The 14,708-nt window shown below is 34.0% G+C and carries 13 protein-coding genes; 9 read left to right on the forward strand and 4 right to left on the reverse strand.

From position 1 onward, the window contains the following. The first annotated feature begins 591 nt into the window (after positions 1-591). The 5 genes from ACMA47_RS22175 (at position 592) to ACMA47_RS22195 (ending at position 6,945) form a co-directional block, all read left to right on the forward strand. Positions 592-1,758, forward strand: coding sequence for a T9SS type A sorting domain-containing protein (locus ACMA47_RS22175; protein WP_413931535.1), 1,167 nt, complete (start codon positions 592-594; stop codon positions 1,756-1,758). A gap of 126 nt (positions 1,759-1,884) precedes the next feature. Further along, on the forward strand, positions 1,885-4,536 hold the full coding sequence (locus ACMA47_RS22180) for a 4-alpha-glucanotransferase (RefSeq protein WP_413931536.1): 2,652 nt from the start codon (positions 1,885-1,887) through the stop codon (positions 4,534-4,536). Between the two features lie 139 nt (positions 4,537-4,675). Then, complete coding sequence (locus tag ACMA47_RS22185; protein WP_413931537.1) at positions 4,676-5,671, forward strand: hypothetical protein; 996 nt, start codon at positions 4,676-4,678, stop codon at positions 5,669-5,671. A 187-nt stretch (positions 5,672-5,858) separates the two neighbouring features. After that, a complete protein-coding gene (locus tag ACMA47_RS22190; RefSeq protein WP_034695675.1) occupies positions 5,859-6,308 on the forward strand; it encodes a hypothetical protein in 450 nt (149 codons plus the stop codon). Between the two features lie 127 nt (positions 6,309-6,435). After that, positions 6,436-6,945, forward strand: coding sequence for a ferritin (locus tag ACMA47_RS22195; RefSeq protein WP_002981834.1), 510 nt, complete (start codon positions 6,436-6,438; stop codon positions 6,943-6,945). A gap of 72 nt (positions 6,946-7,017) precedes the next feature. On the opposite strand, the gene ACMA47_RS22200 is transcribed toward ACMA47_RS22195, so the two are convergent. After that, complete coding sequence (locus ACMA47_RS22200; RefSeq protein WP_413931538.1) at positions 7,018-7,242, reverse strand: hypothetical protein; 225 nt, start codon at positions 7,240-7,242, stop codon at positions 7,018-7,020. A gap of 133 nt (positions 7,243-7,375) precedes the next feature. Continuing rightward, entirely contained in the window at positions 7,376-10,516 is a 3,141-nt protein-coding gene (locus tag ACMA47_RS22205; protein ID WP_413931539.1) for a UvrD-helicase domain-containing protein, read from the reverse strand. A gap of 182 nt (positions 10,517-10,698) precedes the next feature. Here ACMA47_RS22205 and ACMA47_RS22210 point away from each other — a divergent pair, with 182 nt between their 5' ends. The 4 genes from ACMA47_RS22210 (at position 10,699) to ACMA47_RS22225 (ending at position 13,907) form a co-directional block, all read left to right on the forward strand. Next, positions 10,699-11,445 carry a hypothetical protein gene (locus ACMA47_RS22210; protein WP_413931540.1) on the forward strand — a complete coding sequence of 249 codons (747 nt, stop codon included), beginning with the start codon at positions 10,699-10,701 and terminating at the stop codon, positions 11,443-11,445. 1 nt (position 11,446) lies between these two features. After that, the gene (locus tag ACMA47_RS22215) at positions 11,447-12,265 is read left to right on the forward strand and encodes a hypothetical protein (RefSeq protein ID WP_413931541.1); all 819 of its coding nucleotides are present in this window, start codon (positions 11,447-11,449) and stop codon (positions 12,263-12,265) included. A gap of 15 nt (positions 12,266-12,280) precedes the next feature. Continuing rightward, a complete protein-coding gene (locus tag ACMA47_RS22220) occupies positions 12,281-13,093 on the forward strand; it encodes a carboxypeptidase-like regulatory domain-containing protein (RefSeq protein WP_413931542.1) in 813 nt (270 codons plus the stop codon). A gap of 79 nt (positions 13,094-13,172) precedes the next feature. After that, positions 13,173-13,907 (forward strand): SIMPL domain-containing protein, encoded by a 735-nt coding sequence (locus ACMA47_RS22225; RefSeq protein WP_076596918.1) that lies wholly within the window; start codon positions 13,173-13,175, stop codon positions 13,905-13,907. Positions 13,908-13,960: 53 nt separating this feature from the next. Here the strand turns inward: ACMA47_RS22225 and ACMA47_RS22230 are convergent, their stop codons facing one another. Both ACMA47_RS22230 and ACMA47_RS22235 read right to left on the reverse strand, forming a co-directional pair. Continuing rightward, positions 13,961-14,473: a GNAT family N-acetyltransferase gene (locus ACMA47_RS22230; protein ID WP_413931543.1), complete on the reverse strand. Its 513-nt coding sequence runs from the start codon at positions 14,471-14,473 to the stop codon at positions 13,961-13,963. Between the two features lie 3 nt (positions 14,474-14,476). Continuing rightward, positions 14,477-14,698 (reverse strand): PspC family transcriptional regulator, encoded by a 222-nt coding sequence (locus ACMA47_RS22235; protein ID WP_034695702.1) that lies wholly within the window; start codon positions 14,696-14,698, stop codon positions 14,477-14,479. Positions 14,699-14,708 lie beyond the last annotated feature (10 nt).

Below are 14,708 nucleotides of genomic sequence, written 5' to 3' on the forward strand. Positions count from 1 at the left end.
CGCGGGAGAGTAGGCCGCCGCCAGTTTTTATTTTATTTTTAAAAAACCTTTATCTTTACGATAAAGGTTTTTTTGTTATACCTATCCCAACAGATACATAAGCAATGAGTAATGAGCAATAGATAATAGATAATAGATAATAGATAATAGATAATAGATAATAGATGCGGGGTTATAAGCAATCTAGCTCATCTATCTGTTTTTTTCTTCCTCCGGCTTCCAGCCCTGTTTTCTATTCCTTTAACCAAGAATGGGTCTTTACCTTCAATACTATTCTTTATTCTACCCAGTATGTCACTCCGTAGGAGTCTATGCAAAGCATTTACACTTAACAAAACTATTCTAATCAAAGGCGGTGTTCCTAAGGAATGGTATAAATGAAATGGAGGTGTATCCATCCGCTTCTTTACCATATTTATTATTCTATCTGTTTCCTTCTTTTGAAATCTAACTATGGAAAGCTGGCTGAATTATTTTGATGTGCTCTTATTCAGTTAATTTTTATTCAAATACCAGGGATTTTTAATTTCTAATTTAAAAATTATGTAACTTAGTAAGATAAAAACGATTACGAATCTAAAAATATATAATATGAAAAAACATTTATTCCCTCTATTTTTACTGTTATTAGGTGTGAATGCCCAAGCACAACAGGATTTCTTTGCGATTACAGGAAAAGATACCCAAAGTATTACGTTTAATGATTTTCGCGCAATTGACGGAACTAACGGAACTTCAGGAGAGAAGTTTTTTACTGCTGAATCTTCATCAAAAGTATTTTCTCAGACAAGAAAAGGAGTTGTAGCGGAAGACAAAAATTCTTACAATCACTCTCAAGCCGTAACATTAGCTGCTCTTGCTTATGATTCTTCGAATAATAATCTGGTATACATGCCTATGTTTTCTTCGAATATTTATGTTTTGAATCCAAAGACAAAAGAAATTACCTTAGTGGAAAATAATGTGGCAAGAGTATCATCATGTGATATTAATTCTCATATCACAAGAATGGCAACTGGATATAACGGAAACATTTATGCTGTAAATAATGCCGGAACACAGTTTTTAGAAATCAGAAAAGAAGCCGGACAATACAATGTAAATGATCTTGGAATCATTAAAGATGATCCTTCAAATGGCAGAAATTCATTTACTGCAATGGAAACCGGTTTTGGTGGTGATATGATTGCTGATGCAGATAATAACTTCTATGTTTTTGCAGCTTCAGGAAATGTCTTCAAAGTTTTGACCAAAGATTTGAAAGCTAAATTTATAGGTAAAATTGCAGGGATTCCTGATAACTATTCAGTCAATGGTTCTGCTGTAAATGCCCAAGGAAAAGTTGTAGTAGCTAGTGCAAAAGGAGGTGCTTTATATGAGGTTGATCTGACAACTTTACAAGCTAAACAACTTCCGGGAGAACAAGGACTTCATATTTATGATTTAGCAAGTAAATATTTTGCTAATGATAAATCTTCAACAGTAAATACTCTGGCTGCGAATCTTGATATTTATCCAACAAGAGTTGATGAACACTATATCAACGTTCATGTTAATAACAATGTAAAAGGTTCCATTAAACTGAATATTTTTGATATGGCTGGTAAAAATGTAATGACTCAAAACCTATCTGTGAAAGAAGGTTCATTAGATGAAAAAGTATATCTTAAAGGATTGGTGACTGGAGCTTATATTGTAAATATTACTGATGAATCGGGAAAAGTTATATTCAATAAAAAGATTTTAGTTACAAGATAATAGAGTGCTATAAATCAGTATATAAAGACCTTTTCAAATTATTTTGAGAAGGTTTTTTAATGATTATTTGATATCCAATAAGTTTTATTTTTCGATATTAAAATGTACTTTTATAAAAAAATATAGATGAAACTATACTTTAATGTAGGATATATTGTAAATGCTGGAGAAAACCTGCAGCTGGTATTTGGTGAAGAGGAGAATACCTTACATGTCCATACAATGTTTTACGCGGAGAATGGTTTATGGAAATGTGAAGTAGACTATTTTTCAAAATTCATTTCCTATCATTATCGCGTAGTGAATGAAAAAGGAAATGTATTAAGGGAAGAATTCGTGGGACATCATTTGAGTTTTCCACATAATTATAAGGAGTTTATCATTTTTGATGAATGGAATAACAAAAACTTTCCTGAGAATTATTTAAATAACAAAATTCTTTACAATAAACTGCACGACTTTATTCCTGAAAAAGTTACTGTTTTAAAAAAACATACCCATCTCTTTAGAATAGAAACTCCTATTTATAATCCGGATTGGAGGATTGTTCTTTTCGGAAGTACAGCATCTTTAGGAAACTGGAGTTATGATAAAGTGGTTCATCTGAATCAGACAGATTTTGGAATGTGGGAAGCTTCTGTTGAAATTCCGGAGAATGAATTTATCCAATTCAAATATTGTATTTACGATACTAAAGAAAATAGGGTTATAGACGTAGAAACCGGAGAAAACAGATTCACGGTAGCTAACCAATTATCTGATGTTTTGCAGGTTGTTTCCAACCATTATTTCAGGTTTAAAGGATATCAGATGTATCATGATGCCGGTGTAGCAATTCCCGTATTCTCTTTGAGAAGCGAAGACGGATTTGGAGTGGGAGAATTTACAGATATTAAAAAACTGGCAGATTGGACCAAAGAAACTAATCTTGGAATTATTCAGATTCTTCCGATCAATGATACAACGGCTAATTATTCCTGGACAGATTCTTATCCTTATGCAGCTGTATCCGTATATGCTTTGCATCCACAGTATATTTCTTTAGAAAGCCTTGATTATTCTTTACCGAAGGAATTAGTTAAAGAGTATCTGTCTGAAAAAGAGAAGTTAAATTCTTTGGATCTGATTGATTATGAAAAAATGATAGAGGGTAAGTGGAAATATCTTACCGCTGTTTTCAACAAGGAAAAAGACAAAATTTATAAAGACAGAAATTTCAAAAAATTCATCAAGGATAATGAATATTGGCTTGTTCCTTATTCTGCGTTCTGTGTTTTGAGAGACAAATATAAAACACCTAATTTCAACGAGTGGAAGACCCACAAAAAGTATATTGCAGGAAAGATCTCACAGTTTTTTACAACGAAAAATAAAGATTACGATACCTCAATGCTTCATGCCTGGGTACAATATCAATTGCATGTACAGCTGAAAGATGCTGTTGATTATACCCATAACCTGGGAGTTTCGTTGAAGGGAGATCTTCCCATTGGTATTTACAGATATTCTGTAGAAGCCTGGACAGAACCGGAATTATTCGGTATGGATTTCCAGGCTGGTGCACCTCCTGACCAGTTTACTGAACTGGGTCAAAACTGGGAGTTCCCAACATACAATTGGGAAGCGATGAAAGCAGACGATTACAAATGGTGGAAAAACAGGTTCAAAGCACTGGAACAGTATTTTGATGCCATGAGAATTGATCATATTTTAGGGTTCTTCAGAATATGGAGAATGCCGATTTCTGCTGTGCAGGGAATTTTAGGGTACTTCTATCCGGCTGTTCCTATTGTAGCGGAGGAATTTAAGGCTTGGCAGATTCCGTTCAATTTTGACAGGTACTGTAAACCTTTTATCAACAATAAGATCTTATGGGATTATTTTGGATCAGAAAGCGGAAAAGCTCTTGAGTTTATGAACCGTAATGAAGATGGTACTTATACTTTCAAAGAAGAATTTGATACCCAGAGAAAACTCGTTAACTTCTTTAAGAAAAAACCGCATAATTCTATTGAAGAAAAATTAGTTTCCCTTTGTGCCAACGTTTTGTTTTTAACTGAAGAAAGAAATGGGAAAACAGTTTACCATCCGAGATTCAATGTTTACAATACGGAATCTTATCAATACCTTCCTGAATCAGAACAGAAAAGTATTTATGATCTGTACCATGATTACTTCTTCAGAAGACAGGATCACTTATGGTTTGAAAAGGCCATGGAGAAACTTCCGGTTATCCTGAATGCTACTAAAATGCTGATCTGCGGTGAAGACCTGGGAATGGTTCCTGCCTGCGTACCGATTGTGATGGATGAATTGGCTATTATAGCCCTTAAAGTACAGAGAATGCCTTCTGAAAATATTCCATTCTATAATCCTAAGAATGCCAATTATATGAATGTGGTGACAGCCTCTTCTCACGACAGTTCAACATTGAGACAATGGTGGAAAGAAGATCCTGTATTGACACAGAAATATTACAACCAACAGCTGATACAGTACGGAAAAGCTCCTGAAGATCTCAATCCTAATCTTGCAGAGATCATCATGAAGCAGCATTTATATAATGAGGCGATGCTGGCTATTTTCCCGATTCAGGAGTTTCTGGCGACAGATGCAGAACTTACCAATAAGAAAATGGATAACGAAAGAATCAACAATCCTGCAGTTTTCCCCCATTATTGGCGCTACAGAATGCATATCAAACTTGAAGACCTGAAAGAGCAGAAATCTTTCAACAATAAAATTGCTCACTGGGTAAAAGATAGTGGAAGGATGTAAATTTAACAATTGATTATCAATTAGTTATAAATAATTTAAAAGAAGTTTGATCTTATGATTTAACTTCTTTTTTTTATTTGTATCAAAAAGATAGAATTAAGATATTCTGCTATATATTAACCAATTAACGACTATAGAGATGAAAAAAATATTTTTGGGATTAGCTTTTGGGTTAGGCGTTTTAACGTCAGCTCAGCAGTATCCGAATAATGGTTGGGATGATGATGGTTATTATCAGAATGATGGAGGTTATTACAGTGATCAAGATGATAGAAATTATTTCCCTGACGATTATTATTACAATTATCCTCAGGACTATTATCCAAGTAATTATTACCAAAGCTATTATAACGACTACAGAGGAAGTATTATTAATATAGACTGGAACGGATTTTTCGTACAGAACAGATTAAGCAGATGGCAGGTAGACCAGATTATGAGATTGAATAATCTGTATGCAAGTTTTACAGCATGGAATAATTTCTACAGATATAATCCGGACAGATGGTATTATGACAGATTTTATGCTCTGGAAAGAATTTTAGGACCAAGAGTATTTGTAGTTTTCCAGAATAACTATTATAGAGGATCCAGTCCGATAGTGTATTTCCAGAATTACAGAAGAACTTATTACGTACCGAGATATACTGTAATGCCAAGATATAGAAATATTAATATCAATATTTACAGGGTAGACCGATCAAGATTCCGCAGAATGGATAATCCTACTTTTGATATTATCAGAAGAGACAGCAGACCAGATAACGGTTTCAGAAACACAAGAAACAATGGAAACTCAGGAGGGTTCCGTGGAAATAACGGAAATAACAATAATTCCGGTTTCAGAAATGAGAATAATGGTGGTTTCAGAAATAGCAATGAAGGCGGCTTTAGAGGGAATTCTGATAATGGAGGAAACAGAGGTAACTCTGATAACGGAGGCTTCAGAAATAATAATGGAGGTGGTTTCAGAGGGAACAGTGAAGTAAGAAGAGAAGCTCCTAAAAGAGAAGATAATGGCGGATTCAGAGGAAATAATGGAGGTTTCAGACAAAAATCTGAAAATTCTGCACCAAGACAAGAGAACCGTGGTAATAGCGGTGGCGGTTTTAGAGGCAGTTTAGTAAGGAATTAATTTTCATATATTATATTTAAGTGGTGTGAAGGGCAGGTTTTTATAATCTGCCCTTTTTTTTGTTGTTTTATTGATTTATTTTTATTAAAATTTAACATTATTTATGAATTTGTCAATTTAACTTGTGTTTTAATTCATAATCAAAAAGATATAATAACAAAATAACAATTAATTAAATTTTAAAAAGATGAAAAAATTAGTTTTAGCAATAGCATTTATCGGAATGGGAGGTTTTGCAATGGCACAACAGACTACAACTCCACAAGACAGACAGGCAAGAGCGGTTGAAATGAAGCAGAAAATGGAACAGAAACAACAGGAACGTTTAGACCAGATGCAAAAAGACCTTAATCTTAACTCATCTCAGGTAGCTCAGATAAAGGCACTTCAGGATAAAAGAAAAGCTGAAATGAAGGCGGAATTCGACAAAAATAAAGTAGACAGACAAGCTAAGATGCAGGAAATGCAGGCCAAAAGAGCACAGATGGATACTGATATGAAAAAAATCCTTACTCCTGATCAATATGATAAATGGCAGGCTGACAGAAAAGCTAAAGCAGAGAAAATGAAAATGGCAATGAAGGAAAGAAGAATGATGAAAAAGCCAATGAATACGGGAACTGCTGAAGTAAAATAACAGTTTGTAATTTTAGTTTTTTAATGTGTTAAGGATGGATAGTTTTCCATCCTTTTTGTATTAATTTTCTTTAAAACTTTTGATTTCGGGCTTTTATTCCCTATTTTTGACTATAAATTTAATACTTATGGTTAGCGAAAAAATTGCAAAATTAATTAACGAACAAATTGCCCACGAACAATACGCCGCTCAATATTATCTTTCAATGTCTGCATGGTTTTCTGGAAAAGATCTGGATGGAATTGCCAACTATTTCAGAGTACAGAGCAAAGAAGAATTGATGCATGCAGATAAAATGTTTGATTATTTGAATGATGTAGGAGGTGAAATTATCATCGGAGAAATTCCAAAACCACCCCATGAGTTCGAAAATGCAACAGATATTTTTGAAAAGGCATTAGCACATGAGAAAATCGTAACTAAAAGTATTTTCAATATTGTAAAAAATGCAAATGAAGAGGGAGATTTTGCAACAACATCATTCCTGCAGTGGTTTATCAACGAACAGGTAGAAGAAGAAGCAAGTGCTTCTCAATACGTAACAAAAATCAAAATGGTATGCGATAATCCATCTGCATTATACCTTTTTGATCAGGAATTGTCTCAGAGAGTATTTACTCCTGATACAACCGCTTAAGATTGAAAATTCTTCAAAATATAAAACCGTTATCCTCAGGAATAGCGGTTTTTTTATTATATGATCATATCGTTATTTCTTATACGAAGGTCTTTGTATTCTCACTGCAGAAATAAAAACGATTGCTCCCAATACAAAACTCAGAAACAATGAGTTGGCAATGTTTTCAGTAGACATATAATGACGGTTATCTTCTGTAGCAGATGAATCTAAATAATCCACAATATGATAAATGACCATTGTGGAAAACAACATCATAATCAGACTTATTACAAGGGAAGTTAAATATATTCTCATGGTTGGTTAGTTGTAATCAAAATATAATGAAAGGCTATATTTTATTCGTACTGAATAAAAATAATAAAACCTTTTCTATTTTGAAGGTTTTTTTTACAAGAATTATAATATTAACCTTTTGGGAATGTTTAAATTATAGATAGATAATCTGAGTTTTGAGTACTTTTTTGCCCAGACGTTCAAGAATATTTTTATATCCTTCTACCTGTGCTTCATCCTTTGCTTTTTGTTCACCGGTTTTGAAATCAACAATGATATATCCTTCTTCGTCCTTTAGAATACGGTCTGGCCTGAATATATGGCTTTCTCCCCTTTCAGAAATCATGATATCTTTTTCATTGATTACTTCCCATTTTTCATCAAAGAATTCTGCATAAGTTCTGACAATTTCCTGTAGCGTAAGCTGTATCTCATTTTTTTCTTCCAGTGTAATCTGCCCTTCCAAAGCATATCCGTCCAATACTTTCACTATATCTTTTTCGGTATTGATTTTCGACAAAAGTTCATGCACAAAAAGCCCGATTCTTACCTTTTCATTTCGTACCTGATAGTTTTTTGAAGGCGTTGCAATCTTGATAGAAGTACTTTTTTCATTAACGTTCTTCAGATTCTCAATATTCTGGGTTTTAAAAGAAGAACTTTTCTCTTTTGAATATTTCTTCAGCATCTCAGGATTTACAGCATAAACGTCAAACTCATCAGCCTGTTCCGGATTCTTTGTCTGAAGGAATTCCAGGAGCTCAAGATTATTGGAAGTTTTATTGGCCTTTTGAAGATAAAAAAACAACTGTTCAACAGGTCTTGTCGTAGCAACATACTGAAGACATAATCTGTCAATCAGATTTTTATAAGCATTTTTACTGTTGAAAAACAGAATTTCATCATCATAAGCTTCCAGGTTTTTGCTGAATTGGTTGATATTGACGGATTTTAAAGCATCATTTTCATTCGTGTCAAACCAGTTGGTAAATTCACTGTCCCGGTTTTTGTTCATCATAGGGATAAAAACAATCGGGAACTCCAGCCCTTTAGACTTATGGATCGTCATGATTTGGACAGCATCAATATTTTCTGAAGCCTGAATGGTATATGATGAAGCCTCTTCGTCCCAATATTTCAGAAACTCTTTGGTACTTGCACCTGCATTCTGCGTAAAGTTGAAAAGCATTTCCAGAAAGTTCAGTAAAAAGTCTGTTTCTTTATTTTCAACAGAAAATTCGTTGATGTAATATTCAATGAAATTATAAAGATTGAATCTTGGGAAGTTATCCTGTTTAAGCTGTAAAGAATATTTTTGCTGAATAAACTGCAGAATTTCTTCATGGCCTTCAATATCCAGAATTTCTTTCATTCCTAAAGTGAAATCCGGCATATCAATTTTTCCCAATGTATTCAGATGATACATCATCATAATCAGACAATGTTTATTCTTTGAATTGAGTTCCCAGCGAAGAAATTCAATAACCGCTTTTAAGGTATTGGAAAGTTCCAACGTAAGACCCTTATCAGAAATCGTTTTAATATTGGTTTCTTCTCCTTTATACTTAACCTTTAAACTTCCCAGCTTTTGAGAATAACTGAAAATATCAAAATTTCCACGGCAAAGAATCGTAATGTCAGAAAACTTGAAACCATTATCCAGGCATTCCTGAATATCTTTTCGCATTCTTTCTGAAGTATCTGTATAGAATTCTTCATTCGTAAGATTTTCAATCAGATTTACCTTTACACGTCCATCCATTTTGGATTTTGGATTTTGCTCAGCATCTTCCCCGAAAATATTTTTATGCTCTTCAAGTAGTCCTTCAGAATGAAAACGGTACAGCTCATTGTTGAATTGTACAATGTTTCTCGCACTTCTCCAGTTGTCTTTTAATACCAGAAGATCTGCTTCCTTAGGTGAAAACTCTTTTTTGTTGATAATGTCCAGCATCAGTTTACTTTCTCCACCACGGAATCGGTAAATACTCTGCTTGGGATCACCCACCAATGTAAATGAAGTGTATTCTGTAGAAACACTGTGATCTCTCAGCGGGACAAAATTCTGCCACTGCAGTTCCGATGTATCCTGAAACTCATCAAAGAAATAATGCTGAAACTGTGAACCTACTTTTTCATAAATAAAAGCCGAAGGTTCATTTTTAAGATTTTCATTGATCAGAATATTGAATTTAGAAAGAAGAACAAGATCATTTTCTTCCTCAATCTTTTGGAGCTCATCCTGAATATCTTTATTGACCTTTAAAGGAAGAAGAGCAGATAAAACTTTCTCTTTCTTTTGGGTTTCAATATACAGAATGATAAGTTTCATTCTGTTGTCGAGAAGCTGATCAAGGATTTCGAAAATTTCAGCTTCTTTATGTTTCGATTTTGAAGACGCTCCTTTTCTGTAATTATTGATAACAGATTCTTCCTGCGTAGTAGGAAAAGGAAAACCAGCTCTTTTCTGTTGATAAAAATCTATAACCTTAGTAAAGAAGCCTCCGATTCCGTTTTTACCCTGAGCAAAATCTTCAATATCAATATTTCTTGATTTGAATAATTCAATAGAACCGGCAGCCAGTTCTGCAGACTGTTTTTTGTTGAGAACAATCTCTTTACGAAGTGTATTCTTTATATTTTCATAATTGGCATCGTCAAAACTTTTATTGCTTTTCAGATGTTCATAGTGAATATCCTTTACAAATTCCTTCGCAGAATCATAAAGGTTTTTATTAAGATTAATCCTTTCATTATTTTCAAGACTGTAATCTACATAATCCATGAAAGAATTGGAGATGTTTTCATTCTCACCAATCTGATCCAGCATTTTATCAACAGCTTCTATCAGAAACGGCTCAGCTTCAATTTCAAGATTAAAATTTTTCGCCAGTCCCAGTTCATAAGAAAAACTTCTTACCAACCTTGAGTTAAAACGGTCAATCGTTCCGATATTCAGTGTGGAATAATTGTGGAGAACGTAGTCCAGTAATTTTTTAGAACGGTGATGAAGCTCATCAATGGTAATTTTCAGCCCTTGTTCTTCAAATGCTTTCTGGATATTTTTCAGATCCGTATTTTCAGCATACTCTTTCGCTGAGAAATTTCCCAACCAGGATAAAATTCTTTCCTTCATCTCATTGGCTGCCTTGTTGGTGAAAGTCAGTGCGAGAATATTCCTGATCGACTGCTGTTGATTAGGATAGCGGAGACAGATCATCAGAAGCCTTTGTACCAGGGCATATGTTTTCCCGGATCCGGCAGAAGCATTGATGACTGTGTAAGAATTTTGCATTGTTGAAAGAGAATTGAGACTGCAAGTTAGCTAAAATTTAAAAGAAATTTTAACAATTTAATCCACTGATTTAACAGTTTAGAAGGCAAAAATTAAAAAGAAATATTAAAACGAGTTAACTGTGGTTAAACTTATGGGATAAATTAAAAATAATTTTAGCTTTGCTTTATAAAAAATAGCCCGTGAAACTTAAACTATTCTTTTTCTTATCCTTTATTCTTTTTATCCATACCCATGCCCAAAGTTATATATTTGGTAAGATCATTTCAGAAAGTGGTAGTGAAATGCAGGATGTGAATGTTGTCAATATCAGAACAGACGAGATAGTGGTTTCAAACCGGGATGGTCATTTTATGATTTCCGGAAGACAGGGAGATGAATTACGGTTTATAAAAGCAGGTTATGAGCGTCTTACAAAAAGAGTTTCTCAGGAAAATACCCAATCTCCTATGAATATAGGTATGGTTCGCCAGACCATTCAGATTCCTGAAGTGGAAGTAAAACAAGGGCTTACCGGAAACCTTAAAATTGATTCAAAACTTTATAATAAACCCAAAAAGGTTGAAAAACTGATCAAAGAAATGGATCAGTATATTGCTCAGAAATCAGATCCGAGAATATTGGCCGCAAAACCTGGAGAATTTGTGCAACCGAAGGGTGAAGGATTTTTTATAGGAAAAGTTAAAAATAAATGGGATGATGTAGATTTAATGAAGTACATCAGAGCAAGCCTTGGTGATGATTATTTTATCAATCTTAAAATAGAGAAACCTCTGATAGACCATTTTATTTATTATGTTTTTGCAGGTGGTTTTGAAAGGAAAAAGATCCTGAAATATGGATTCTGTAGTGATGCAGATCTGAACAGGTTTCAGCGTTTTGTCCTGACAAGAATTTCATCTTATCGTGCTCCACAAACTCAAAGATAATATGGAAATAAGATATATCAAAAGAGTTGTATTATTTGTGCTTTTTTGTATCACTTCGATATTGTGGGGACAACAAAAAATAGCAGGGAAGGTAATAACAGGAGATGAACTGGATTTAGCACCTGTACTCGTTGTTAATATCTCCGGGAATAAAAGCACATTAAGTGATATGTCCGGGAATTTTGAAATTGAAGCCAAAGAAAATGATGAGATCAGATTTGTAAAAGAAGGATATTATCGTGTTGATAAAAAAATGACCAAAGAAGAGATCAATGCTCCATTCAATATTATTCTGAAGAAAATAGAAATTCAAATTCCTGAGGTTAAAATTAAGTACAAACCTACCGGAAATCTGGCAAAAGATAATCAGCACTATAATGAATCCAGAAAACTTCAGGCCTTAAAATCAGATATGGAGGATTATATGAGAAGTCCATTGAATCAACCCTTACCTAATAATGCTATATCAAAAACTTTTACAGGCCATGATTTTAATGTGGGCCAGGTAAATCTGTTTGGCGTATTTAATGCTGTATCAGGTTTGGTAAAGAAGGCAACACAACCTAAAATTACCAAAGCGAATTACAATGAAACACAGGATTTCCTGAGGAGAGTAAGAAATGAAGTGAACCTGAATTTCCTGAAAAAGTACGGAATGGATGAAGAACAGATTGATGCATTTCTTCTGTATGCTGATAAAACGCGTTCATTGGCGAAAAGATACCGAAAAGATTTTAGTATCAGTGTTGTTGAATATGAACTTAAAGTTGCCTTCGGGGAATATAGTAAAACCCATAAATTAGAAGGAACTCAAGAATAATATATACATTAAAAGTTGGCTTATATCACTGAAAATATTGAAACATTAAAGCAAAGAAAAATTTTTCTTTTCCTGCTGCTCCTTTGCAGTAGTTTTGTTTTGTCCCAACAGAAAGTAACGGGACGAATAGTGGATGACAATGGCGAAAATCTGAGTAAAGTGATCGTGATTAATATGTCTACTGATAAGAAAGTATATTCTGATTCTGAAGGTATATTTTCTATTGATGCCAATCCTAACGATGAATTAAGATTTGTAAAAGAAGATTTCAACAGAGTCTCCAGAAGAGTTCTTATCAATGGTAATAACTTACCTCTATTTATTACACTTCGCCAGATTCCGAGAGATGTGGGTGAAGTAAAAATTGTAAAAAAACTCACCGGAGATCTGGAAACAGATTCCCGGATAGTAGCCAAAGTAGATAAAGGAGAGCAGGTAAGAGATGCCGTTGGTCTTCCGCAGCCTGTAGGAAAAATGAGAGAGAAGCCGGCAGAAGTGAAAAGTGTTCTTTTACCAATACTTTTAGGAAACCTCAATGTTCAGGGAGTATATGATCTGATTAGCGGAAAAGCCAGAAGACAGAAAAGACAATACAGATATGATGATCTTCAGCAACATATCGCCTGGGTTCGGGACAGAATAGATGATGAATATTTTATCAAAGCCGGAATTCCTAGTGACAGAATTTCAGAATTTATTCAGTTTTCATTTCTAGCAAAACCTCAGGTACGAACGTATGTAAAAGCAAGAAATCTTTCCGGTGTTATGCTGAGGTTGGAAGAAACAGCTCCTCTTTTTATAGAGAGATTGGAGCAAAATCAAAAGTAATTTGAATGTTAATAAATTCTTAAAATATTGGAATAGAAATTGATACAGTATGAAGTAACAATCCAAATTCACAAATTTTATGAATAAAAACATTTTTGCAGTAGCTATTGCAGCATTAGGTTTTGTCATTGGCCTCGGGTTTTTAGGAAATGCTATTAAAAACAGAAATAAATCTGAAAATACCATTTCCGTAACAGGATTAGGAACAAAACAGTTTACATCAGATCTGATCACCTGGTCCGGAAGTTTTTCCAAAAATAATGTAGACCTGAAATCTGCTTATGATGAACTGGCAATGGATCGAAAAGTAATCAATGACTATCTGCTTTCAAAAGGAATACAACAGAAGGAGATCGTATTTTCTTCGGTAGATATTCAGAAGCAGTTCAGAAGCTATAATGATTCAAACGGGAACTATGTTCAGGGAGAATTCTCCGGATATAATCTTACACAAAAGGTTTCTATTGAAAGTAAAGAAGTGGGAAAAATAGAAAACCTATCCAGAAATATTACTGAAATTATCAACCGGGGAATTGAATTCACTTCTTCTTCACCAGCCTATTTCTATACCAAACTGGCTACAGTGAAACAGGAAATGATCGCCAGTGCCACAAAAGATGCAAAAGAACGTGCCGAAAAAATTGCGGAAAACTCGGGGAGTAGTCTGGGAAATCTGAAAAAGGCAACCATGGGTGTAATTCAGATTACGGCACCCAATTCCAATGAAGACTATTCTTATGGCGGAACTTTCAATACCTCTTCCAAAGAAAAAGAAGCCAGTATTACCATCAAACTGGAGTACGAAGTAAATTAATATAAATATCAGTAAAAGAAAAACGCCGGAATAGCTTTCCGGCGTTTTATATTTTAAGCATAAATAATTTTATGAATTTCTTTTTTAGCTTCCTCCACATTTTCAGGAGTGTAGTTAGCAAGCAGCCATAAGTTCAAAGATTTCTTTCCTTCACCATAGCTAGGCTGTACATGAGTGGTATCAATCAAGCTGAAATTATTTCTCTGATAAAAAGAATAACGCCTTGAAGCATCTTCACTCAATTCTGCAGGTTCAATTTCCAGGATAATACTTGGATAGCTTTCAGATAAATGATTCATAATATGAGAACCTAATTTTTTACTTCTGAATGCTTCAAACACTTCAAAATGCTCTACAAAAACAAAAGAACTCAGCTTCCACAGGATAAGGTAGCCGATAGCTTCCGATTCGTGGATAACAGACATGAATTCTACATAAGGATTTGAAAATAAACTTTCAAACTGATCTTTATCTCTTTGTTCGTCTACAGGAAAAGTTGTTGTGTAAGAAGTATAGATTTCCTGAACGCTAGGATCTTCTGAAGAAGTAATCGGTAAAAATTCCATAAATTATAAATCAAAGACACTAGGTCTTCTGGTGATGAAAATATCTTTAATCCAAAGGGTAAATGCCAATCCTAAATAGATCAGAAAGAAAAATCCGGCCGTTGCAAAAGTAGAGTAGATAAAGAAAATTCTCAATTTAGAAACAGGAATTCCCAGCTTGGCACCCGTTCTAGTCAGTACACCAAACCATTCTCTTTCCATTTTATGACGGATATTACTCAGCATTTTCAGATTA

The sequence above is a fragment of the Chryseobacterium sp. T20 genome, from assembly GCF_047345655.1.
Lineage (GTDB): Bacteria > Bacteroidota > Bacteroidia > Flavobacteriales > Weeksellaceae > Chryseobacterium.